The sequence below is a fragment of the Actinosynnema sp. NPDC023658 genome (assembly GCF_040639995.1).
Taxonomy (GTDB): Bacteria; Actinomycetota; Actinomycetes; order Mycobacteriales; family Pseudonocardiaceae; genus Actinosynnema.
In genome coordinates this window covers 1-15,495 of record NZ_JBFAAX010000116.1, presented here as the reverse complement: position 1 = coordinate 15,495, position 15,495 = coordinate 1, and the positions used below count along the sequence as shown (strand labels likewise).

At 72.4% G+C, this 15,495-nt stretch carries 14 protein-coding genes; 7 read left to right on the top strand and 7 right to left on the bottom strand.

The features are described from left to right. Positions 1-129 precede the first annotated feature (129 nt). From AB0G02_RS15700 to AB0G02_RS15690, 3 genes are read right to left on the bottom strand one after another with little or no spacing between them, the layout of a single operon-like run. Entirely contained in the window at positions 130-1,707 is a 1,578-nt protein-coding gene (locus tag AB0G02_RS15700; protein WP_360794229.1) for an NAD(P)/FAD-dependent oxidoreductase, read from the bottom strand. Continuing rightward, the gene (locus AB0G02_RS15695; RefSeq protein ID WP_360794227.1) at positions 1,704-2,744 is read right to left on the bottom strand and encodes an NAD-dependent epimerase/dehydratase family protein; all 1,041 of its coding nucleotides are present in this window, start codon (positions 2,742-2,744) and stop codon (positions 1,704-1,706) included. The genes AB0G02_RS15700 and AB0G02_RS15695 overlap by 4 nt, the downstream gene beginning before the upstream one ends. Before the next feature lie 16 nt (positions 2,745-2,760). Continuing rightward, positions 2,761-5,100: a Tex family protein gene (locus AB0G02_RS15690; RefSeq protein ID WP_360794225.1), complete on the bottom strand. Its 2,340-nt coding sequence runs from the start codon at positions 5,098-5,100 to the stop codon at positions 2,761-2,763. Between the two features lie 235 nt (positions 5,101-5,335). On the opposite strand from AB0G02_RS15690, the gene AB0G02_RS15685 reads away from it, so the two are divergent. Together AB0G02_RS15685 and AB0G02_RS15680 are read left to right on the top strand one after the other, a co-directional pair. Then, positions 5,336-6,568 carry a cytochrome P450 gene (locus AB0G02_RS15685; protein ID WP_360794223.1) on the top strand — a complete coding sequence of 411 codons (1,233 nt, stop codon included), beginning with the start codon at positions 5,336-5,338 and terminating at the stop codon, positions 6,566-6,568. Positions 6,569-6,577: 9 nt separating this feature from the next. Continuing rightward, a complete protein-coding gene (locus AB0G02_RS15680; RefSeq protein WP_360794221.1) occupies positions 6,578-7,726 on the top strand; it encodes a type III polyketide synthase in 1,149 nt (382 codons plus the stop codon). Here AB0G02_RS15680 and AB0G02_RS15675 read toward each other — a convergent pair. Continuing rightward, complete coding sequence (locus tag AB0G02_RS15675) at positions 7,675-8,214, bottom strand: AAA family ATPase (protein WP_360794219.1); 540 nt, start codon at positions 8,212-8,214, stop codon at positions 7,675-7,677. The genes AB0G02_RS15680 and AB0G02_RS15675 overlap by 52 nt on opposite strands. 74 nt (positions 8,215-8,288) lie before the next feature. Between AB0G02_RS15675 and AB0G02_RS15670 the strand changes: the two genes are divergently transcribed. Both AB0G02_RS15670 and AB0G02_RS15665 read left to right on the top strand, forming a co-directional pair. Beyond that, positions 8,289-9,149 (top strand): patatin-like phospholipase family protein, encoded by an 861-nt coding sequence (locus AB0G02_RS15670; protein ID WP_360794217.1) that lies wholly within the window; start codon positions 8,289-8,291, stop codon positions 9,147-9,149. Between the two features lie 5 nt (positions 9,150-9,154). After that, a complete protein-coding gene (locus tag AB0G02_RS15665; protein WP_360794215.1) occupies positions 9,155-10,039 on the top strand; it encodes an alpha/beta hydrolase in 885 nt (294 codons plus the stop codon). Here the strand turns inward: AB0G02_RS15665 and AB0G02_RS15660 are convergent. After that, a complete protein-coding gene (locus AB0G02_RS15660; protein WP_360794213.1) occupies positions 10,020-10,205 on the bottom strand; it encodes a DUF397 domain-containing protein in 186 nt (61 codons plus the stop codon). The genes AB0G02_RS15665 and AB0G02_RS15660 overlap by 20 nt on opposite strands. Beyond that, a complete protein-coding gene (locus AB0G02_RS15655; RefSeq protein ID WP_360794231.1) occupies positions 10,202-11,065 on the bottom strand; it encodes a helix-turn-helix transcriptional regulator in 864 nt (287 codons plus the stop codon). Before AB0G02_RS15655 ends, AB0G02_RS15660 begins: the two co-directional genes overlap by 4 nt. Positions 11,066-11,151: 86 nt before the next feature. Between AB0G02_RS15655 and AB0G02_RS15650 the strand changes: the two genes are divergently transcribed. Further along, positions 11,152-11,373 carry a hypothetical protein gene (locus AB0G02_RS15650; RefSeq protein WP_360794211.1) on the top strand — a complete coding sequence of 74 codons (222 nt, stop codon included), beginning with the start codon at positions 11,152-11,154 and terminating at the stop codon, positions 11,371-11,373. Here AB0G02_RS15650 and AB0G02_RS15645 read toward each other — a convergent pair. Beyond that, positions 11,354-12,742: a wax ester/triacylglycerol synthase family O-acyltransferase gene (locus AB0G02_RS15645; protein WP_360794209.1), complete on the bottom strand. Its 1,389-nt coding sequence runs from the start codon at positions 12,740-12,742 to the stop codon at positions 11,354-11,356. The two genes, AB0G02_RS15650 and AB0G02_RS15645, sit on opposite strands and share 20 nt — an antisense overlap. A 160-nt stretch (positions 12,743-12,902) precedes the next feature. Here AB0G02_RS15645 and AB0G02_RS15640 point away from each other — a divergent pair, with 160 nt between their 5' ends. Both AB0G02_RS15640 and AB0G02_RS15635 read left to right on the top strand, forming a co-directional pair. Further along, positions 12,903-13,712 carry an alpha/beta hydrolase gene (locus tag AB0G02_RS15640; protein ID WP_360794207.1) on the top strand — a complete coding sequence of 270 codons (810 nt, stop codon included), beginning with the start codon at positions 12,903-12,905 and terminating at the stop codon, positions 13,710-13,712. A gap of 106 nt (positions 13,713-13,818) precedes the next feature. Beyond that, complete coding sequence (locus tag AB0G02_RS15635; protein WP_360794205.1) at positions 13,819-15,291, top strand: HEAT repeat domain-containing protein; 1,473 nt, start codon at positions 13,819-13,821, stop codon at positions 15,289-15,291. Positions 15,292-15,495: the final 204 nt, after the last annotated feature.

Genomic DNA, 15,495 nt, shown 5'->3' with positions numbered 1-15,495 from the left:
GCTGCGGGCCGTCCTGAGCGTTCAACTCAGGTGTCCTGAACGTAGGACTCTCGCGTCCTGAAGGTAGGACTCTCGCGTCCTGAAGGTAGGACACGCGTGGGCTGGAGGTAGGACACGCGGGGGTGGGGGTTAGTAGAGGGCGCGGTGCAGGGTGGAGATCAGCAGGCGGTAGGCGTCGCCGGCCAGGGCGTTGCGGGCCAGGGCGGCACGGGCCGCGTTCGCGCCTGCCGCACCGTGCACACCGCCGCCCGGGTGGGCGGACGCCGACGTCAGGTACAGGCGGTCGATCGGCGTGTCCGAACGCCCCAGCCCCGGCACCGGCCGGAACACCAGCTGTTGGTGGATCGCCGCCGTGCCCGAGTTGATCGACCCACCCGTCAGGCTCCGGTTGCGCTCCTCCAGGTCGGACGGCCCCTGCACCACCCGCCCCCGGATCAGGTCGCGGAACCCCGGCGCGTGCTGCTCCACCAGCTGCTCCACCCGGTCCGCACGACGGCGCAACCGCTCGGCCGACCACCGCTCACCCCGCGGCACGTGCGTGTACGCCCACGCCGTCTCGGTGCCCGCCGGCGACCGCGTCGGATCCGTCGTCGTCATCTGCCCCATGATCACGAACGGCGTGCGCGGCACCCGGCCGCACGCGATCTCCGTGCTGCTCATCGCCAACCCGTTGAAGTCGCCTCCCAAGTGGACGGTCCCGGCACCCCGGACCTCCTCCGCCGTCCACGGCACGGGGCGGTCCAACGCCCAGTCCACCTTGATCGTCGCGTCGTCCCACTCGAACGCGGCCAGGTCCGACACCAACCGCGCGGGCAGGTGCTCCGACCCGACCAGGTCCAGGTACAACGTCGGCGCGGGCACGTCCGCCAGCACCGCCTTCCGCGCCCGCACGAACCCGCCGGCCGCGTCCTGCACGCCCAACGCACGCCCGCCGGACACCACCACCCGCGACACCGGCCGACCGCACTCCACCACGCCGCCCAGCCGCTGCACCAACGCCCGCGTCAACGCACCGGCGCCGCCCTCGGGCACCGGGTACCCGAAGTCCTGCCCGAGCATCGACAGCAACCAGCCGAACGCCGCACCGCCAGCCTGGTCCGGCCCCAGGTCGGTGTGCATCGCGTTGCCCGCCAACAACAAGGCCGCGCCCTCACCCGAGAACCGCTCGTCGCCGAACGCCCGCACCGACTGCACGAACGACCGCGCGAACCGCAACGCCTCGCCCGCACCCAACGCGCCCAGCAGCCCCGCGCCCGCCCGCACCGGCGGGAACGGCCGCATCAACGCCTCGATCAACGCCGGGCGGACCCGTTGCCACCGCTCGAACTCCGCCCGCCACGCGTCACCGTCACCCGCGCCGAACGCCTCCACCGACGCCGCCGTCCGCTCCACGTCCTGCGACAGCACGACGGCCCGGTCGTCCGGCAGCACGTGCGCCAGCACGTCCGGCGCCCGCCGCCACCGCAACCCGTGCCGCTCCAGGCCCATCCCGGCGATCACCGGCGACGCCGCGCCCAACGGGTAGAACGCGCTGAACAGGTCGTGCAGGAACCCCGGCTCGGTCAGCTCGGCCGTGCGCACGGCCCCGCCGGGTTCGTCGGCCGCCTCCAGCACCAGCACGTCCCACCCGGCGTCGGCCAGGAGGTTCGCCGCCACCAACCCGTTGGGGCCGGATCCGACGACCACCGCGTCCACCACATCGCTCAACGCACGTCTCCCTGGCTCTGATGCACCGGCCGACCGAAGCCGAACCCGCGCCACCGTCCCGAACCCCCTGGCTCCGAACCCCGCGGCGCGAGCGGACCCCACGTCCCGCGCCCTTCCGCCACCGCCGACACGAACTCCCGCAACGCCTCCCGGGCGGGGTGCGCCGGCGCCCAGCCCAACGCGCGGAGCCGACCGGTGTCCATCAGGGCTGCCTTGTCGGCCAACCGCAGCCAGCCGGGGTGCGCGGGCTGCAACCCCAGCCGCCACGTCGGCCACGCCACCGCGCGCACCAGCGCGAACGGCACCGGCACCAGGAACCCGCCGAACACCGACGCCAGCTCACGCGCGGTCAACGGCGGGTCGCCGGCCACGTTGAACGCGCCCTCCGCCCGCCGCTCCAGGATCAGCGCGATCGCCCGCGCCACGTCCTCCGCGTGCACGACCTGCGCCCGCAGCCCCGGCCACAGCGGCACGGGCAGCCAGGGCCGACCTACCACGGACGGCGGGACCAGCGGCTTGAGCACCCACCGGTCGAGCTCCGCCCCCGCGTCCGGCTGCACGACCGCGCACGGCCGCACCACCGCCACGCCGGGACGACCGACCAGCATCCGCTCCAGTTCGGCCTTCTGCCGGCTGTAGGCGCTGCCGGGCACACCGCCGCACGGCCAACCCTCGTCCACGGGCACCGACGACGGCGTGTAGGCCGCCACCGACGACGCCACCACGACGTGCCGCACGCCCGCGCGTTCCGCCGCGCGCAGCACGTGCGCGCTGCCGGTGAGGTTGGTGCGCCGCATGTCCGGCTCACCCGACGGGGGCTGGATCGCCCACGCCAGGTGCACCACCGCGTCCGCGCCGGCGAACGCCCTGCTCAGCGTCACCTCGGCGGCGGGCGCACCGATGTCGCAGCTCACCCAGTCAGGTGAGTTCGGCGGCACCCGCCGCGCGACGCCGACCACCGTGGCGCCCGCGTCCGCGAGCACCCGGCGCAGGGCCGTCCCCACGTTGCCGCTGGCACCCGTGACGACGACCCTCATGGCCAGCCGGGTACCCCTATCGGCCGCCGCCAAGCCCCGCGCGCCGCAGCGCCTCGGCCATCGCGCCGTTGGCCGGCGGGCGCTCCTGCTGCCGCGGCTTGCCACCGCCGTTGCGCTGGCCGCCGTTGCCCCGCGGACCACCGCGCTGGCCGTCACCGCGCTGGCCGTCGCGCGCCTGCTGCTCGCGCGGCGGCTTGCGGCCGGGCTCGTCCTCCAGCCGCAGCGTCAACCCGATGCGCTTGCGCGGGATGTCGACCTCCAGCACCTTCACCCGGACCACGTCACCGGACTTCACCACGTCGCGCGGGTCCTTGACGTAGGTGTTGGACAGCGCCGAGATGTGCACCAGGCCGTCCTGGTGCACGCCGACGTCCACGAACGCGCCGAACGCGGCCACGTTCGTCACCACGCCCTCCAGCACCATGCCGGGCTTGAGGTCGGAGATCTTCTCCACCCCGTCCGCGAACGTGGCGGTCTTGAACGCGGGTCGCGGGTCGCGCCCCGGCTTCTCCAGCTCGCGCAGGATGTCGGTGACGGTCGGCAGGCCGAACTTGTCGTCCACGAACTCCTGCGGGCGCAGCGACTTGAGCACCGCCGTGTTGCCGATCAGCTGCTCCGCGCCCGCGCGCTCCTGCATCCGGCGCACCACCGGGTACGCCTCGGGGTGCACGGCGGAGGCGTCCAGCGGGTCGTCGCCGTTCGGGATGCGCAGGAAGCCCGCGCACTGCTCGAACGCCTTCGGACCCAGCCGCGCCACGTCCTTCAACGCCCTGCGCGAGCGGAACGGGCCGTTGCTGTCGCGGTGCAGCACGATGTTCTCCGCCAGGCCGGCGGTGATGCCGGAGACGCGGGTCAGCAGCGGCACCGACGCGGTGTTCAGGTCGACGCCGACCGCGTTCACGCAGTCCTCGACCACCGCGTCCAACGACCGCGACAGCTTCGTCTCGGCCAGGTCGTGCTGGTACTGGCCGACGCCGATCGACTTCGGGTCGATCTTCACCAGCTCGGCCAGCGGGTCCTGCAACCGGCGGGCGATGGACACCGCGCCGCGCAGCGACACGTCCATGCCCGGCAGCTCGGCGGACGCGAACGCCGACGCCGAGTACACCGACGCGCCCGCCTCCGACACCACGGCCTTGGTCAGCTTCAGCTCGGGGTGCCGCTTGAGCAGGTCGGTGGCGAGCTTGTCGGTCTCCCGCGACGCGGTGCCGTTGCCGATCGAGATCAGCTCGACGTCGTGCTTCTTGGCCAGCACGGCGAGCTTGGCGATCGACTCGTCCCACCGGTTCGCGGGCACGTGCGGGTAGATCACGTCCGTGTCGACGACCTTGCCGGTCGCGTCGACCACGGCCACCTTCACGCCGGTGCGGAAACCGGGGTCCAGGCCCATCGTGGCCCGGGTGCCGGCCGGCGCCGCCAGCAGCAGGTCGCGCAGGTTCGACGCGAACACCTTCACGGCCTCGTCCTCGGCGAACGCCCGCAGCCGCGACCGCAGGTCGATGCCCAGGTGCACCAGGATCCGCGTGCGCCACGCCCAGCGGACCGTGTCGGACAGCCAGCGGTCCGCCGCGCGGCCCCGGTCGTCCACGCCGAAGCGGGACGCGATCCGCGCCTCGTAGCCGGTGGGCTCGTCCTCGTCGGCCGGGTCGAACTGGAGGTCGAGCACCTCCTCCTTCTCGCCGCGCAGCAGCGCGAGGATGCGGTGGGAGGGCAGCTTCGTGAACGGCTCGGAGAAGTCGAAGTAGTCGGAGAACTTCGCCCCGTCCTCCTCCTTGCCCTCCCGGACCTTGGACACCAGCCGCCCCTGCGCCCACATGCGTTCCCGCAGGTCACCGATGAGGTCGCCGTCCTCCCCGAACCGCTCGACCAGGATCGCCCGCGCGCCCTGCAACGCGGCGGCGACGTCCGCGACCTCCTCGGTCACGTACGCCTTCGCCACCTCCTGCGGGTCCTGCGCCGGGTCGTCCAGCAGGCCGTCGGCCAGCGGTTCCAGGCCCTGCTCGCGCGCGATCTGCGCCTTGGTCCGCCGCTTCGGCTTGTAGGGCAGGTACAGGTCCTCCAGGCGGGCCTTGGAGTCGGCGGCCAGGATCGAGGCCTCCAGCGCCTCGTCCAGCTTGCCCTGCGACCGGATGGACTCCAGCACAGCCGCCCGGCGTTCCTCCAGCTCGCGCAGGTAGCCCAGCCGCTCCTCCAGCGTGCGCAGCTGGGTGTCGTCCAGCGCGCCGGTCGCTTCCTTGCGGTAGCGGGCGATGAAGGGAACGGTGGAACCACCGTCGAGCAGGTCGACGGCGGCGCTGACCTGCCCGGCACGCACCCCGAGCTCGTCGGCGATCCTCTGGTGAATGGCTGTGGTCACAGCGAGCCATTGTGCCCTGCCCGGTGGACCACGTTCGGGCACCCCGTGCGGGCTCGCGGCCGGTACCGGGGTACGGGCCGGAGCCGATCCGGAGCGTGAACGGCGGTCCACCGATTGCGCGGAACAGGTCGGGAGATTCACGACAACTGGTGAACCGCCCCGTCGCCGGCGGCGTTGTCCCGGCCCAGCGTGTCTCATGGCAAGGAGGAGCCGGACACGCAGAAGGGACTGTGGGTTGAACGTCGAAGCGCACGACCGCGCAGCCGAAGCGGACCCCCGACCCACCTGCCCGTTCCGGCACGACGTGGCCCTCGAACCGGATCCCGCCATGACCCGGATGCGCGACGAGGCGCCGGTCGTGCGGGTGCGGATGCCGTACGGAGAGGGTGAGGCCTGGCTGGTGACGCGGTACGAGGAGGTCAGGACGGTCACCTCGGACCGCCGGTTCAGCCGGGCGGCGCTGATCGGCCGGGACTTCCCGCGCATCACCCCGGCGCCCATCGCCCAGCCCGAGGCGATCAACCTGATGGACCCGCCCGCGCTCAACCGCGTCCGCAAACCGGTCGTCAAGGCCTTCACCACGCCCCAGGTGGAAGCGCTGCGGCCGTGGGCGCGACGCACGGTCGACACCCTGCTGGACACCATGGTCGAGCACGGCCCGCCCGCCGACGTGGCCGAGCACCTGGCGAACCGGCTGCCCCTGATGGCGATCTGCGAGCTGCTGGAGATCCCCGAACCCGACCGACCGCGACTGCGCCGGTGGGCCGCCGCCATGATGTCGATGAGCGCCGCCGACCGCGTCGCCGCCGCCGAGGCCAAGGCGGGGCTGCGCGCCTACTTCGACGAGCTGACCGCGGCCCGCCGCCGCGCGCCCGGCACCGACCTGATCAGCGCCCTCGCCACCACCCCCGTGGGCGACGACGTGCTCACCGACGGGGAGCTGTCGGTCCTGGCCATGCTCCTGACGGTCACCGGCCACGACACCACGACCTACGACATCAGCAACATCATCTACACGCTGCTCACCCACCCCGACCACCTGGCCCGGTTGCGCGCCCGGCCGGAGTCGCTGCCGCAGGCCGTCGAGGAGCTGCTGCGGTTCATCCCGTTCCGCCAGGGCGTCGGCATCCCGCGGGTCGCGCTGGAGGACGTGGAGCTGGGCGGCGTCACGATCAAGGCGGGCGACGCGGTCCACGTGTCGTACCTGACCGCCAACCGCGACGAGCTGGCCTACGAGCGCCCCGACGAGCTGGACTTCGACCGCGTCGACCCGGCGCCGCACCTGGCGTTCGGCCACGGCAGCCACCACTGCCTCGGTTCGCACCTGGCCCGCATGGTGCTCCAGGTCGCCGTCGGCGGGTTGCTGGCCAGGTTCCCCGACCTGCGGTTGGCCGTGCCGGCGGAGGAGGTGCGGTGGAACACCGTCTCGATCTGGCGGTACCCGCTGACCCTCCCGGTCACCTGGTAGGGAGACGTCATGGCAGTGCTGTGCCGACCCGCGGTGGCGGTCCCGGAGCACCTCATCACCCGCGAGCAGACCCTGGAGCTGGCCCGGGACATCCACGGCGACCACCCCCAGCTCGACCTCGCGCTGCGGCTGATCGGCAACACCGGTGTCCAGACCAGGCACGTCGTTCAGCCGATCGAGGACACCCTCAAGCACCCCGGCTTCACCGTTCGCAACGCCCTGTACGAGAAGGAGGCCAAGTCCAGGGTGCCGGACGTCGTGCGGCGGGCACTGGACCACGCCGAGCTGACGGCGGACGAGGTCGACATGATCGTCTACGTCTCGTGCACCGGGTTCATGATGCCGTCGATGACCGCCTGGATGATCAACACGATGGGGTTCCGGTCGGAGACCCGGCAGCTGCCGATCGCGCAGCTCGGCTGTGCCGCGGGCGGTGCGGCCATCAACCGCGCGCACGACTTCTGCACCGCCTACCCGCGGGCGAACGTGCTGATCGTGGCGTGCGAGTTCTGCTCGCTGCTGTACCAGCCGACCGACCTCGCCGTGGGCAACCTGCTGTCCAACGGGCTCTTCGGCGACGCGCTGGCCGCGGCGGTCGTGCGCGGTCAGGGCGGGGTGGGCGTGCGGATCGAGCGCAACAGCTCGCGCCTGGTCCGCGACACCGAGGACTGGATCTCCTACGAGGTCCGCGACACCGGTTTCCACTTCCGGCTGGACAAGCGGGTGCCCGGCACGATGTCCGTGCTCGCGCCCGCCATGCGGGACGTGGCCGAACCGCACGGCTGGGACATCGCGGACCTGGACTTCTACATCGTGCACGCGGGCGGGCCGCGCATCCTGGACGACCTGGGCAAGTACCTGAGCCTGCCCGCCGAGACGTTCCGCTACAGCCGCCGCACGCTCACCGAACGCGGCAACATCGCCAGCGCCGTCATCTTCGACGCCCTGGATCGGCTCTTCTCCGAGGGCGGCGCGGTCCACGGCGCACGCGGCGTGATCGCCGGGTTCGGACCGGGCATCACCGCCGAGATCGCCCTGGGCACCTGGACCGGCATACCCGGTCAGCCGTCACCGCCGTCGGACGCAGTCCGGTCCGGGCGGGCCGCTCAGCCGGGGAGCGCGGCGAGGACTTGGTCGGCCAACCGCGCCGGGTCGTAGCGGCCACCGTCCAGGACCAGGGTGCCCGCGGGCAGGTCGGCGCGCGCGGCCACGCAGCGGTCGACGTTGCCCAGGCGGAACGCGCGGGCCTCGGCGTCGGCCTTCGGGTCGTGCGGCACGAGGACCTGCTCGGTGATGCGGCGGCGCAGCTCGTCCGGCGACACGTCGAGGAAGACGTGCAGGAGCGGGACGTCGGCGGCGGCCAGCGCCTTGAAGATCTCGTCCCGGTAGTCCGGGTTCACCAGGGTCATGGGCGTGACGACGTGCCGCCCGTACTCGCGGTGCAGGCCGGTGGCGAACTCCGCGGTCGTCCTGCGCCACAGCGGCAGGTCCTGGAAGTCACCGGTCTCCGGCGGCGGCGCGGAGAAGCGCAGCAGCAGGCCGATGTGCTCGGGGTCGAACGACAGGGCGTCCGGCAGCCGGCGGCGCAGTTCCTCGGCCAAGGTCGTCTTGCCGGCGCCGAACGCGCCGTTGATCCACACGATCATCGGTACCTCCCCGGAGATCACCACCCTAGGTGACCCCGTGCGGGAGGTGCGGCCGCGGTGGGACGATCCGGGCCGTGGTGCACCTCCCCGGACCGGTCGGGTTCGTGCTCGGCGGCGGCGGCAGCCTGGGCGCGGGCCAGGTCGGCATGCTCCGCGCGCTGGCCGAGCACGGCGTCGCGCCGGACCTCGTCGTCGGCACGTCCGTCGGCTCGGTCAACGGCTCGCTGCTCGCCCTCGACCCGGCGGGCGCGTTCGACCGGCTGGCCGCGATCTGGCGGCACATGACCAGGGCCAGGGTCTTCCCCGGCGGCCTGTTGGCGCAGGCCAGGACGTTGCGGCAGCACCGGACGCACCTGTTCCCCAACACCGGGCTCGCGGAGGTGCTGGAGTTCGGCCTGGGCGGCGCGCGGGACTTCGCCGAGCTGACCCTGCCCTTCGGCGCGGTGGCGGTCGACTCGGTCACCGGCACCGCCGTCACCCTGACCTCGGGCGACCTCGTCTCGGCGGTGCTGGCCAGCAGCGCCATCCCCGGCGTCTACCCGGCGGTGCGGCGGGACGGGCGGGTGCTCTACGACGGTGGCGTGCTGGCGAACGTGCCCATCCGCCAGGCTCTCGCGCTGGGGGCGAAGTCGCTGGTCGTCCTCGACTGCACGTTCCCGGGGCACCTGCCGACGGTGCCGGCGACGTTGGCCGAGACGTTGCTCTTCTGGGCGACGCTGAGCACCCGCAACCAGGCGGTGCTGGAAGCGGAGCTGGCGGCGACCGACGTCCCGGTCGTCTACCTGCCCGGACCGCCCGTCCAACCGGTGACGCCGCTCGACTTCGGGCACACCGCCGAGCTGGTCGCCGCGTCCTACGAGGCCTCGGCGGCGTTCCTGGCCGGGGTGCAGATCGAGGGGCCCGGTCTCTACGGCCACCCGTCCGGGACATACTGACCGGTATGACCACACTCGACCACTGGGGCGGGACGAGCCGGTACGTCGACCTGGACGGCCCGGTGCACTACGTCGACTTCGGCGGCGAAGGTCCGCCGGTGGTGCTCGTGCACGGCCTGGGCGGGTCGCACCTGAACTGGTGCCTGCTCGCGCCGCACCTGGTCGACCGGCACCGGGTGCTGGCCGTCGACCTGGCCGGGTTCGGGCTCACCCACCCGGAGGGGCGCACCGCGACGGTGCCCGCCAACGCGCGGCTGCTGGAGCGGTTCCTGGCCGAGGTCGTCGACGAGCCGGTGGTGCTCGTCGGCAACTCGATGGGCGGGATGATCTCGATCCTGCACGCCGCCCGCCGTCCGGCGTCGGTGAGCGCGCTCGTGCTGCTGGACCCGGCCGTGCCGCTGCCGTTCGGCGTCCGGCTGGACCCGCAGGTGGCGGCGGCGTTCGCGCTGTACGCCGTGCCGGGGCTCGGGCAGTGGTTCCTGGCGAAGTCGCGGACCGGGGTGTCGACGCGCCGGCAGGTCAAGCGCGTGCTGAACCTGGTGTGCGCCAACCCGAAGCTGGTGCCGGAGGAGATGGTCCTCGCGTCGATGTCGTTGCTGGAGCAGCGCGCCGAGGTGCCCGGCCTGGACGAGGCGTTCCTGGCCGCCGCGCGGTCCGTGGTGTGGACCGGTGCCACCAGCCGCCGGTACTACACGGCGATGAGCCGGGTGCGCGTGCCGGTCTACCTGATGGCGGGGGACAGGGACCGCCTGGTCCCGCTCGCGTCCGCCAAGGAGGTCGCGCGCCGCAACCCGTCGTGGCGCTTCGACGTCCTGGAGGGCGTCGGCCACGTGCCGCAGCTGGAGGTGCCCGAGCTGGTGGCCACGCGGATCAAGGAGTGGCGGGCCTGACGAACTTCGTCCAGGCGGCGCGGGAGAAGGTCAGCGTCGGTCCGGTGGGGTTCTTGGAGTCGCGGACGTCGATCGCGGCGGGGACGAACCGGACCTCGACGCAGGCCGGGTTGTCCGCGCTGCGGCTCGACTTGAACCACCCACCGCGGTCGATGCCTTCGCTCACTCAAGCTCCCTGCGGATCTGCCCGATCAAACCAAGCGATTCGTCCCTGCCGAGGGCGTAGTCCGAGGCCTGGTCGTGAGCGAGACTGTACTCGCGCATCCGCATCGGCTGATCGATGAGATCCGTGGACGTGATCGTCTCCTGCCACACCAGTTCGGGCAGTCGGCTGCTGGCGAAGCCGAAGATGTAGAAGCTCGAACCACCGAGCGCGTTGTAGTAGTCGGCGGTGAACGGGATGATCCGCACGTCCAAGGTGTCCGGCAGCTGCTCGATCTTGTCCGCCAGGTGGCGGAGCTGTCCGACCATCACCTCGCGCCCGCCGACCTGCTGCCTCAGCGCGGATTCGGTGACGATGGCGGTGAACCGGAGCGGGTCGTCCTTGTCGTCGAGTCGCTCCTGCCGCTTCATGCGCACCTCGACCCGGCGGTTCGCCTCGGCCAGTCGGATGCTCGGCCCGCCACCGTGCATGACCGCCAGGGCGTACTCCTGCGTCTGGAGCAATCCGCTGATGAGCCCCGCGTTGTAGGCGCGGATGCCCTCGGCACCGTGCTCGAAGCCGAAGTAGCGCAGCACATCGCTGCTGAACATGGCGGAGTAGGGGCTCCACCAGGCGCGCTTGCCCGCCGCCTCGCGGAGCTGTTCCAGCTCGTCGAGCTCGTCCTGGTCGAAGTCCAGGACGGCGGCGAGTTCGGCGAGCTTGCGGGCGTTGATCTTGAGCTTCCCGTTCTCGACGCCCGAGATGTACGACTGGCTGGTGTCGATCGCCTTGCCGGCCGACACGGCCGTGATGTCCATCAGCTCACGACGTTCCCGCAGGCGGAGTCCGAGTTCCCAGCCTGCTACGGACGGTGACATGGCCATGAGATTCACCCGATCAGGTTGTGCCACTTGCTAATATTACCCTTCCTCGGCACGATCTTAGCAGGGGCCGAGTCGTGGAGGCGGAAATGGGTCGGGCGCAGGTTCACCTGTGGGCGCAGGTGCCGAGTGACGTGTGGATCAACTACGAGGTCGAGCCGGGAGGAGGTGCGGTGGTGTTCAAGATCGGGCAGGACGTGGAGCTGTACGTCGATCCCCGTGCGTTGACCAAGATCAGCGAGGCGGCGGCGGAGGCGGTCGAGCTGGCGGGCGCGGTGGCGGCCGACCAGCTCAGCTCGCGGTCGCGGTGACCAGTTCGTCGAACCCCGCGCGGATGCCGTCCGCGAGCACCGGGACGTCCGGCACGCCGTCGAAGTCCGCGTTGATGCCGAAGGTGATCCGGTCGAGGTAGGAGAAGATGCCGACGCTGATCCGGATTGTGCTGGCGATCGGCACGTACGGGTAGATCTCGGACAGCCGCCTGCCGAGCATGAACAACGGGATGCGGGGGCCGGGGACGTTCGTCGTGACGGTCTGCAACAGCTGCTGCGGGAAGCGCATGGCGGTGCGCGAACCGAGCGCCAGCAGGGTGGGTGCGGCGAAGTTCGACAGGTTGGTGAGCACGTCCGCGCCCGCTGCCTGGCGGCTGCTCTTGAGGTCGTCCATCTGTTCCCGGATCGAGGCCAGTCGGGCCAACGGGTCCGGCTCACTGACAGGGAGGTTCACCAGGACCGCACTCACCCGGTTGTTCAGCACGCCGCGTTCGGCGGACGACCGCATCGACACCGGCACCATGCTGCGCACCACCTGACCGTCGGCCAGGTCGTCGCGCTTGGCGAGCAGGTCGCGGAACCCGCGCGTCACCGCCGCGAGGATGACGTCGTTCACCGTGCCGCCGGTGACCTTGCGGATGGTCTTGATCTCGGCGAGGTCGGCCTTGGCCCACTCCCACCTCCGGTGCGGTCCGATCGGCCCGTTCAAGGACTTCGGGGTGCCCGCCGCGAGTCGCCGGGCGGTCGTCGGCAGGCTGCCCAGCAGGGCCCGGCCGAAGTCCGCCACCTCCGAGCCGCTGCGCAACCGCCGTGCCAGCGCCGGGAACTTGGCCAGGTGCGTGATCGGCGTCAGCACCGCGTCGCGCACGCCGTCCGCGACGAGGTCCAGGGTCGACGGGCCGGCGGTGGGTTCCCACCGCACTGGCTCGGGAAGGGGGGCGTCCTCGCGCCAGTCCAGCAGCACCTGCATGAGATCGGTGCCCGCGATGCCGTCGATCAGGCAGTGGTGGACCTTGGAGATGATCGCCCACCGACCACCCTCCAGGCCTTCGACCAACCAGACCTCCCACAGCGGTTTGGCGAGGTCGAGGCGTTGGGCGAAGAGGCGTCCGGCGAGGTTGCGGACCTGGTCGTCCGCGCCCGGTGCCGGCACGGCGGTGTGCCGGACGTGGTACAGGATCTGGAAGTGCTCGTCGTCCACCCACACCGGGCGGCCGACGTGCAGCGGGAGCGCCTTCACCCGTTGCCGGTAGCGCGGCACGCTGCCCAGCTTGGCCGCGAAGAGCCGGACCACGTCGCCGTACGACGGTGCCGGACCTTCGAAGACCAGGACCGACCCGACGTGCATGGGCACGTTCTCGTCCTCGATGAAGAAGAAGCCCGCGTCCATCGCGCTCATCCGGTCCATCGACCGACCGTAGGCCCGCGTCGTCCGGCCGGTCCAGCGACCAGGGAGGTCCAAGCCACGACAGCGCACGAATCGAGACTCGCCCGTACTGGCGCAATCCACCGCTACGAAACATCATGGTTACCTGGGGTCGCGCTCGACGCGGAGCGGGGGAGGGGCCATGTCGGCACTGTCGGACATCCCACCGGACCACGCTGACCTGCCCGCGGAGCCGGTGACCGTGCCGGGTTCCGCGCCCGGTCTGCTCTGGTACCTCACCGAGCCCACCCGGACCGCCGTCGGCATCGGCCAGTTCGCCGCGAGCCGTTCCCTGCTGCGCGGCGCACCGAGCGGCGACGGGCACACCGTGCTCGTGCTGCCGGGCCTGGGCGCGACCGACGGGTCGACCGCGATGCTGCGCAAGTTCCTCACCGGACTGGGGTACGACGTGCGGGGGTGGGGCCTGGGGCGCAACATCGGGCCGTCGGTCGGTGTCGTGAGCGGGATGCGCGAGCTGCTGCGGGAGCTGGCCGTCGGCGGCAAGGTCAGCATCGTCGGGTGGTCGCTGGGCGGGATCTTCGGCCGTGAGCTGGCGCGGGAGTTCCCGGGCATGGTGCGCCAGGTGATCACCCTCGGCAGCCCGTACGCGATGACCGACCTGCGGCAGACCAGGGTGAACCCGGTGTACCAGCTGCTGGCGAGGTTCTACGTCCCGGGCGCGGTCATGCCGCCGCCGGAGCACACCAGGCCGCCGTTCCCGGTCCCGTCGACGTCGGTGTACTCGAAGTCGGACGGCATCGTCGCGTGGCAGACGTGCATCTCCGCGACGGGCGTGCGGTCGGAGAACGTGGCGGTCGCCTCCAGCCACCTGGGCTACGGCTACAACGCGTCCGTGCTGTGGCTGATAGCCGACCGCCTGTCCCAACGCCGGAACCGCTGGCGTCCGTTCGCCCCACCACCGGGGATGGCCCGGATGTTCCCCGAGCCGTAACGCCCGCCGCCGCATTCAATCCCCGCCGTACCCCATCCCGGCCGTAACCCGCTGGGCCGCTCGGCGGCGTCCGCCTCCGACCGCCTGACCGTCTAGGGTGCCGGGCGTGCGGGATACGGGGAACGTGGCAGAGGTGTGGGACCGGCTGGAACACGCCTACGGCCCGGCGACCGACGTGCCCGGCCTGGTGGCGCAGGTCCGCGATCCCGTGACCGCACCGGCCGCGATCGGTGAGCTGAACGCCAACGTCTACCACAACGGCGACGCCGTCTACTCCGCCGCGCCCGCCCTCCTCCCGCACCTGCTCGACCTGGCCGAGGACCCGGCCGTCACCGTCCGCCCGGCCGTCGTCGACACCATCGGTGACCTCGCGCACGCCGCCGCCACCGCCGAACCGCACGCGGTGCACGAGGACTGGCCGCGGGCGTGGGCGGCGGCCGTCCCGCGCCTGCTGCGCCTGCTCATGGACCCGGACGTGGAAGTCCGGCGAGTCGTCACCTTCCCGTTGGCGCAGGCACTGGGGCACGACGTGTGGCCGCACCTGCGCGACCGGTTCGCCGCGGAACCCGACCGGGCCGCGCGGCTGGGCCTGGTGGTCGCCACCGCCCACCACGCCGACCCGGCCGCACGCGACTGGTTGACCGGCCTGCTCGCGGACCGGACCGTCCACCTGGCTGCGGCGGTGGGCCTGCGGAGGCTGGGCGTCACGCCCGACGTGCGGTCCCTGCTGCCGGGGTTCGCGGATCTGGCGGGGTGGGCGGACACGTGGTTCGTCGGCAACCAGAGCGCGGCGGCCGTCGTGTGGTGGGTCAACCGCGAGCTGCGCGACGACCGCACGACCCGCCGGACCCTCGTGGCCGAACTCCTGGACCACCCGGATCCGGACGTCCGGGCCGGTGCCCTGTGGGCGTCCGCCCAGCTGCTGGACCAGACCCTGCTCCCCCTGATCGCGGACCGCCTGCCGGACGACGAACCGGAGAACCGCCGCCTGGCCGCCACCCTGCTCGCCTCAGCCCACACCTCATCACCACCACCCGCGAACGCCCCCGCCGCCGGCCCCGCCTCACCCTCCACCGACCCCGCCTCGCCCGCCGCCGGCCCGGTTTCACCCTCCGTCGGACCGCTCTCGCCCGCCGACAGTCCCGCTCTCCTCTCCGCCGCCAGCCCGACCCCTCCGGCCGGCAGCCCGCCGCCACCCGCTGATCGGCCAGTCCCGCCCGCCGCCAACCCGCCCCTCCCCGTTGACGGTCTTGCTCCCTTCGCGGACGACCTCGCCCTGGCCGCGCGGGACGTCTACCTGCCCGCCGCCGACGCGGCCCTCGCCGCCCTCGCACTCCTGGGTGACGCACGAGCGGTGGAACCGTTGCGGCAGCGGTTGGGCGGGGCCCGGCTCGGCCTGACCACCCGACCGAAGGTCCGACCGTGGTCGCTGCCGCCGCTCGACCAAGTCCTCATCGCGATGCGCCACCACGCCGACGCGCTCCTGCCCGCCGTCCACGCCCGCCTCGACACCACCCCCGACCACGCCGAACGGGCGGCGCTCGGCAGAGTCCTCGCCTCCTGGGGCGGCAGGGCCTGAAACGTCGGTCCACGACACTCCTCAATGGACCGGACATTCATCGGATCGAGTGACACCACCGGTTTGTCAACCACCTGACCCGGTGGCCCAGCACGTGGACGCCCTTGTTCGTGCTCCGACGCGGTGGCTACGTTCCGGCGGGGGCGCCCACCCGCACCGCGTAGTGCCCCCCCTCCCCTCAGGGGGGTTTGGGCATTCGGGCCC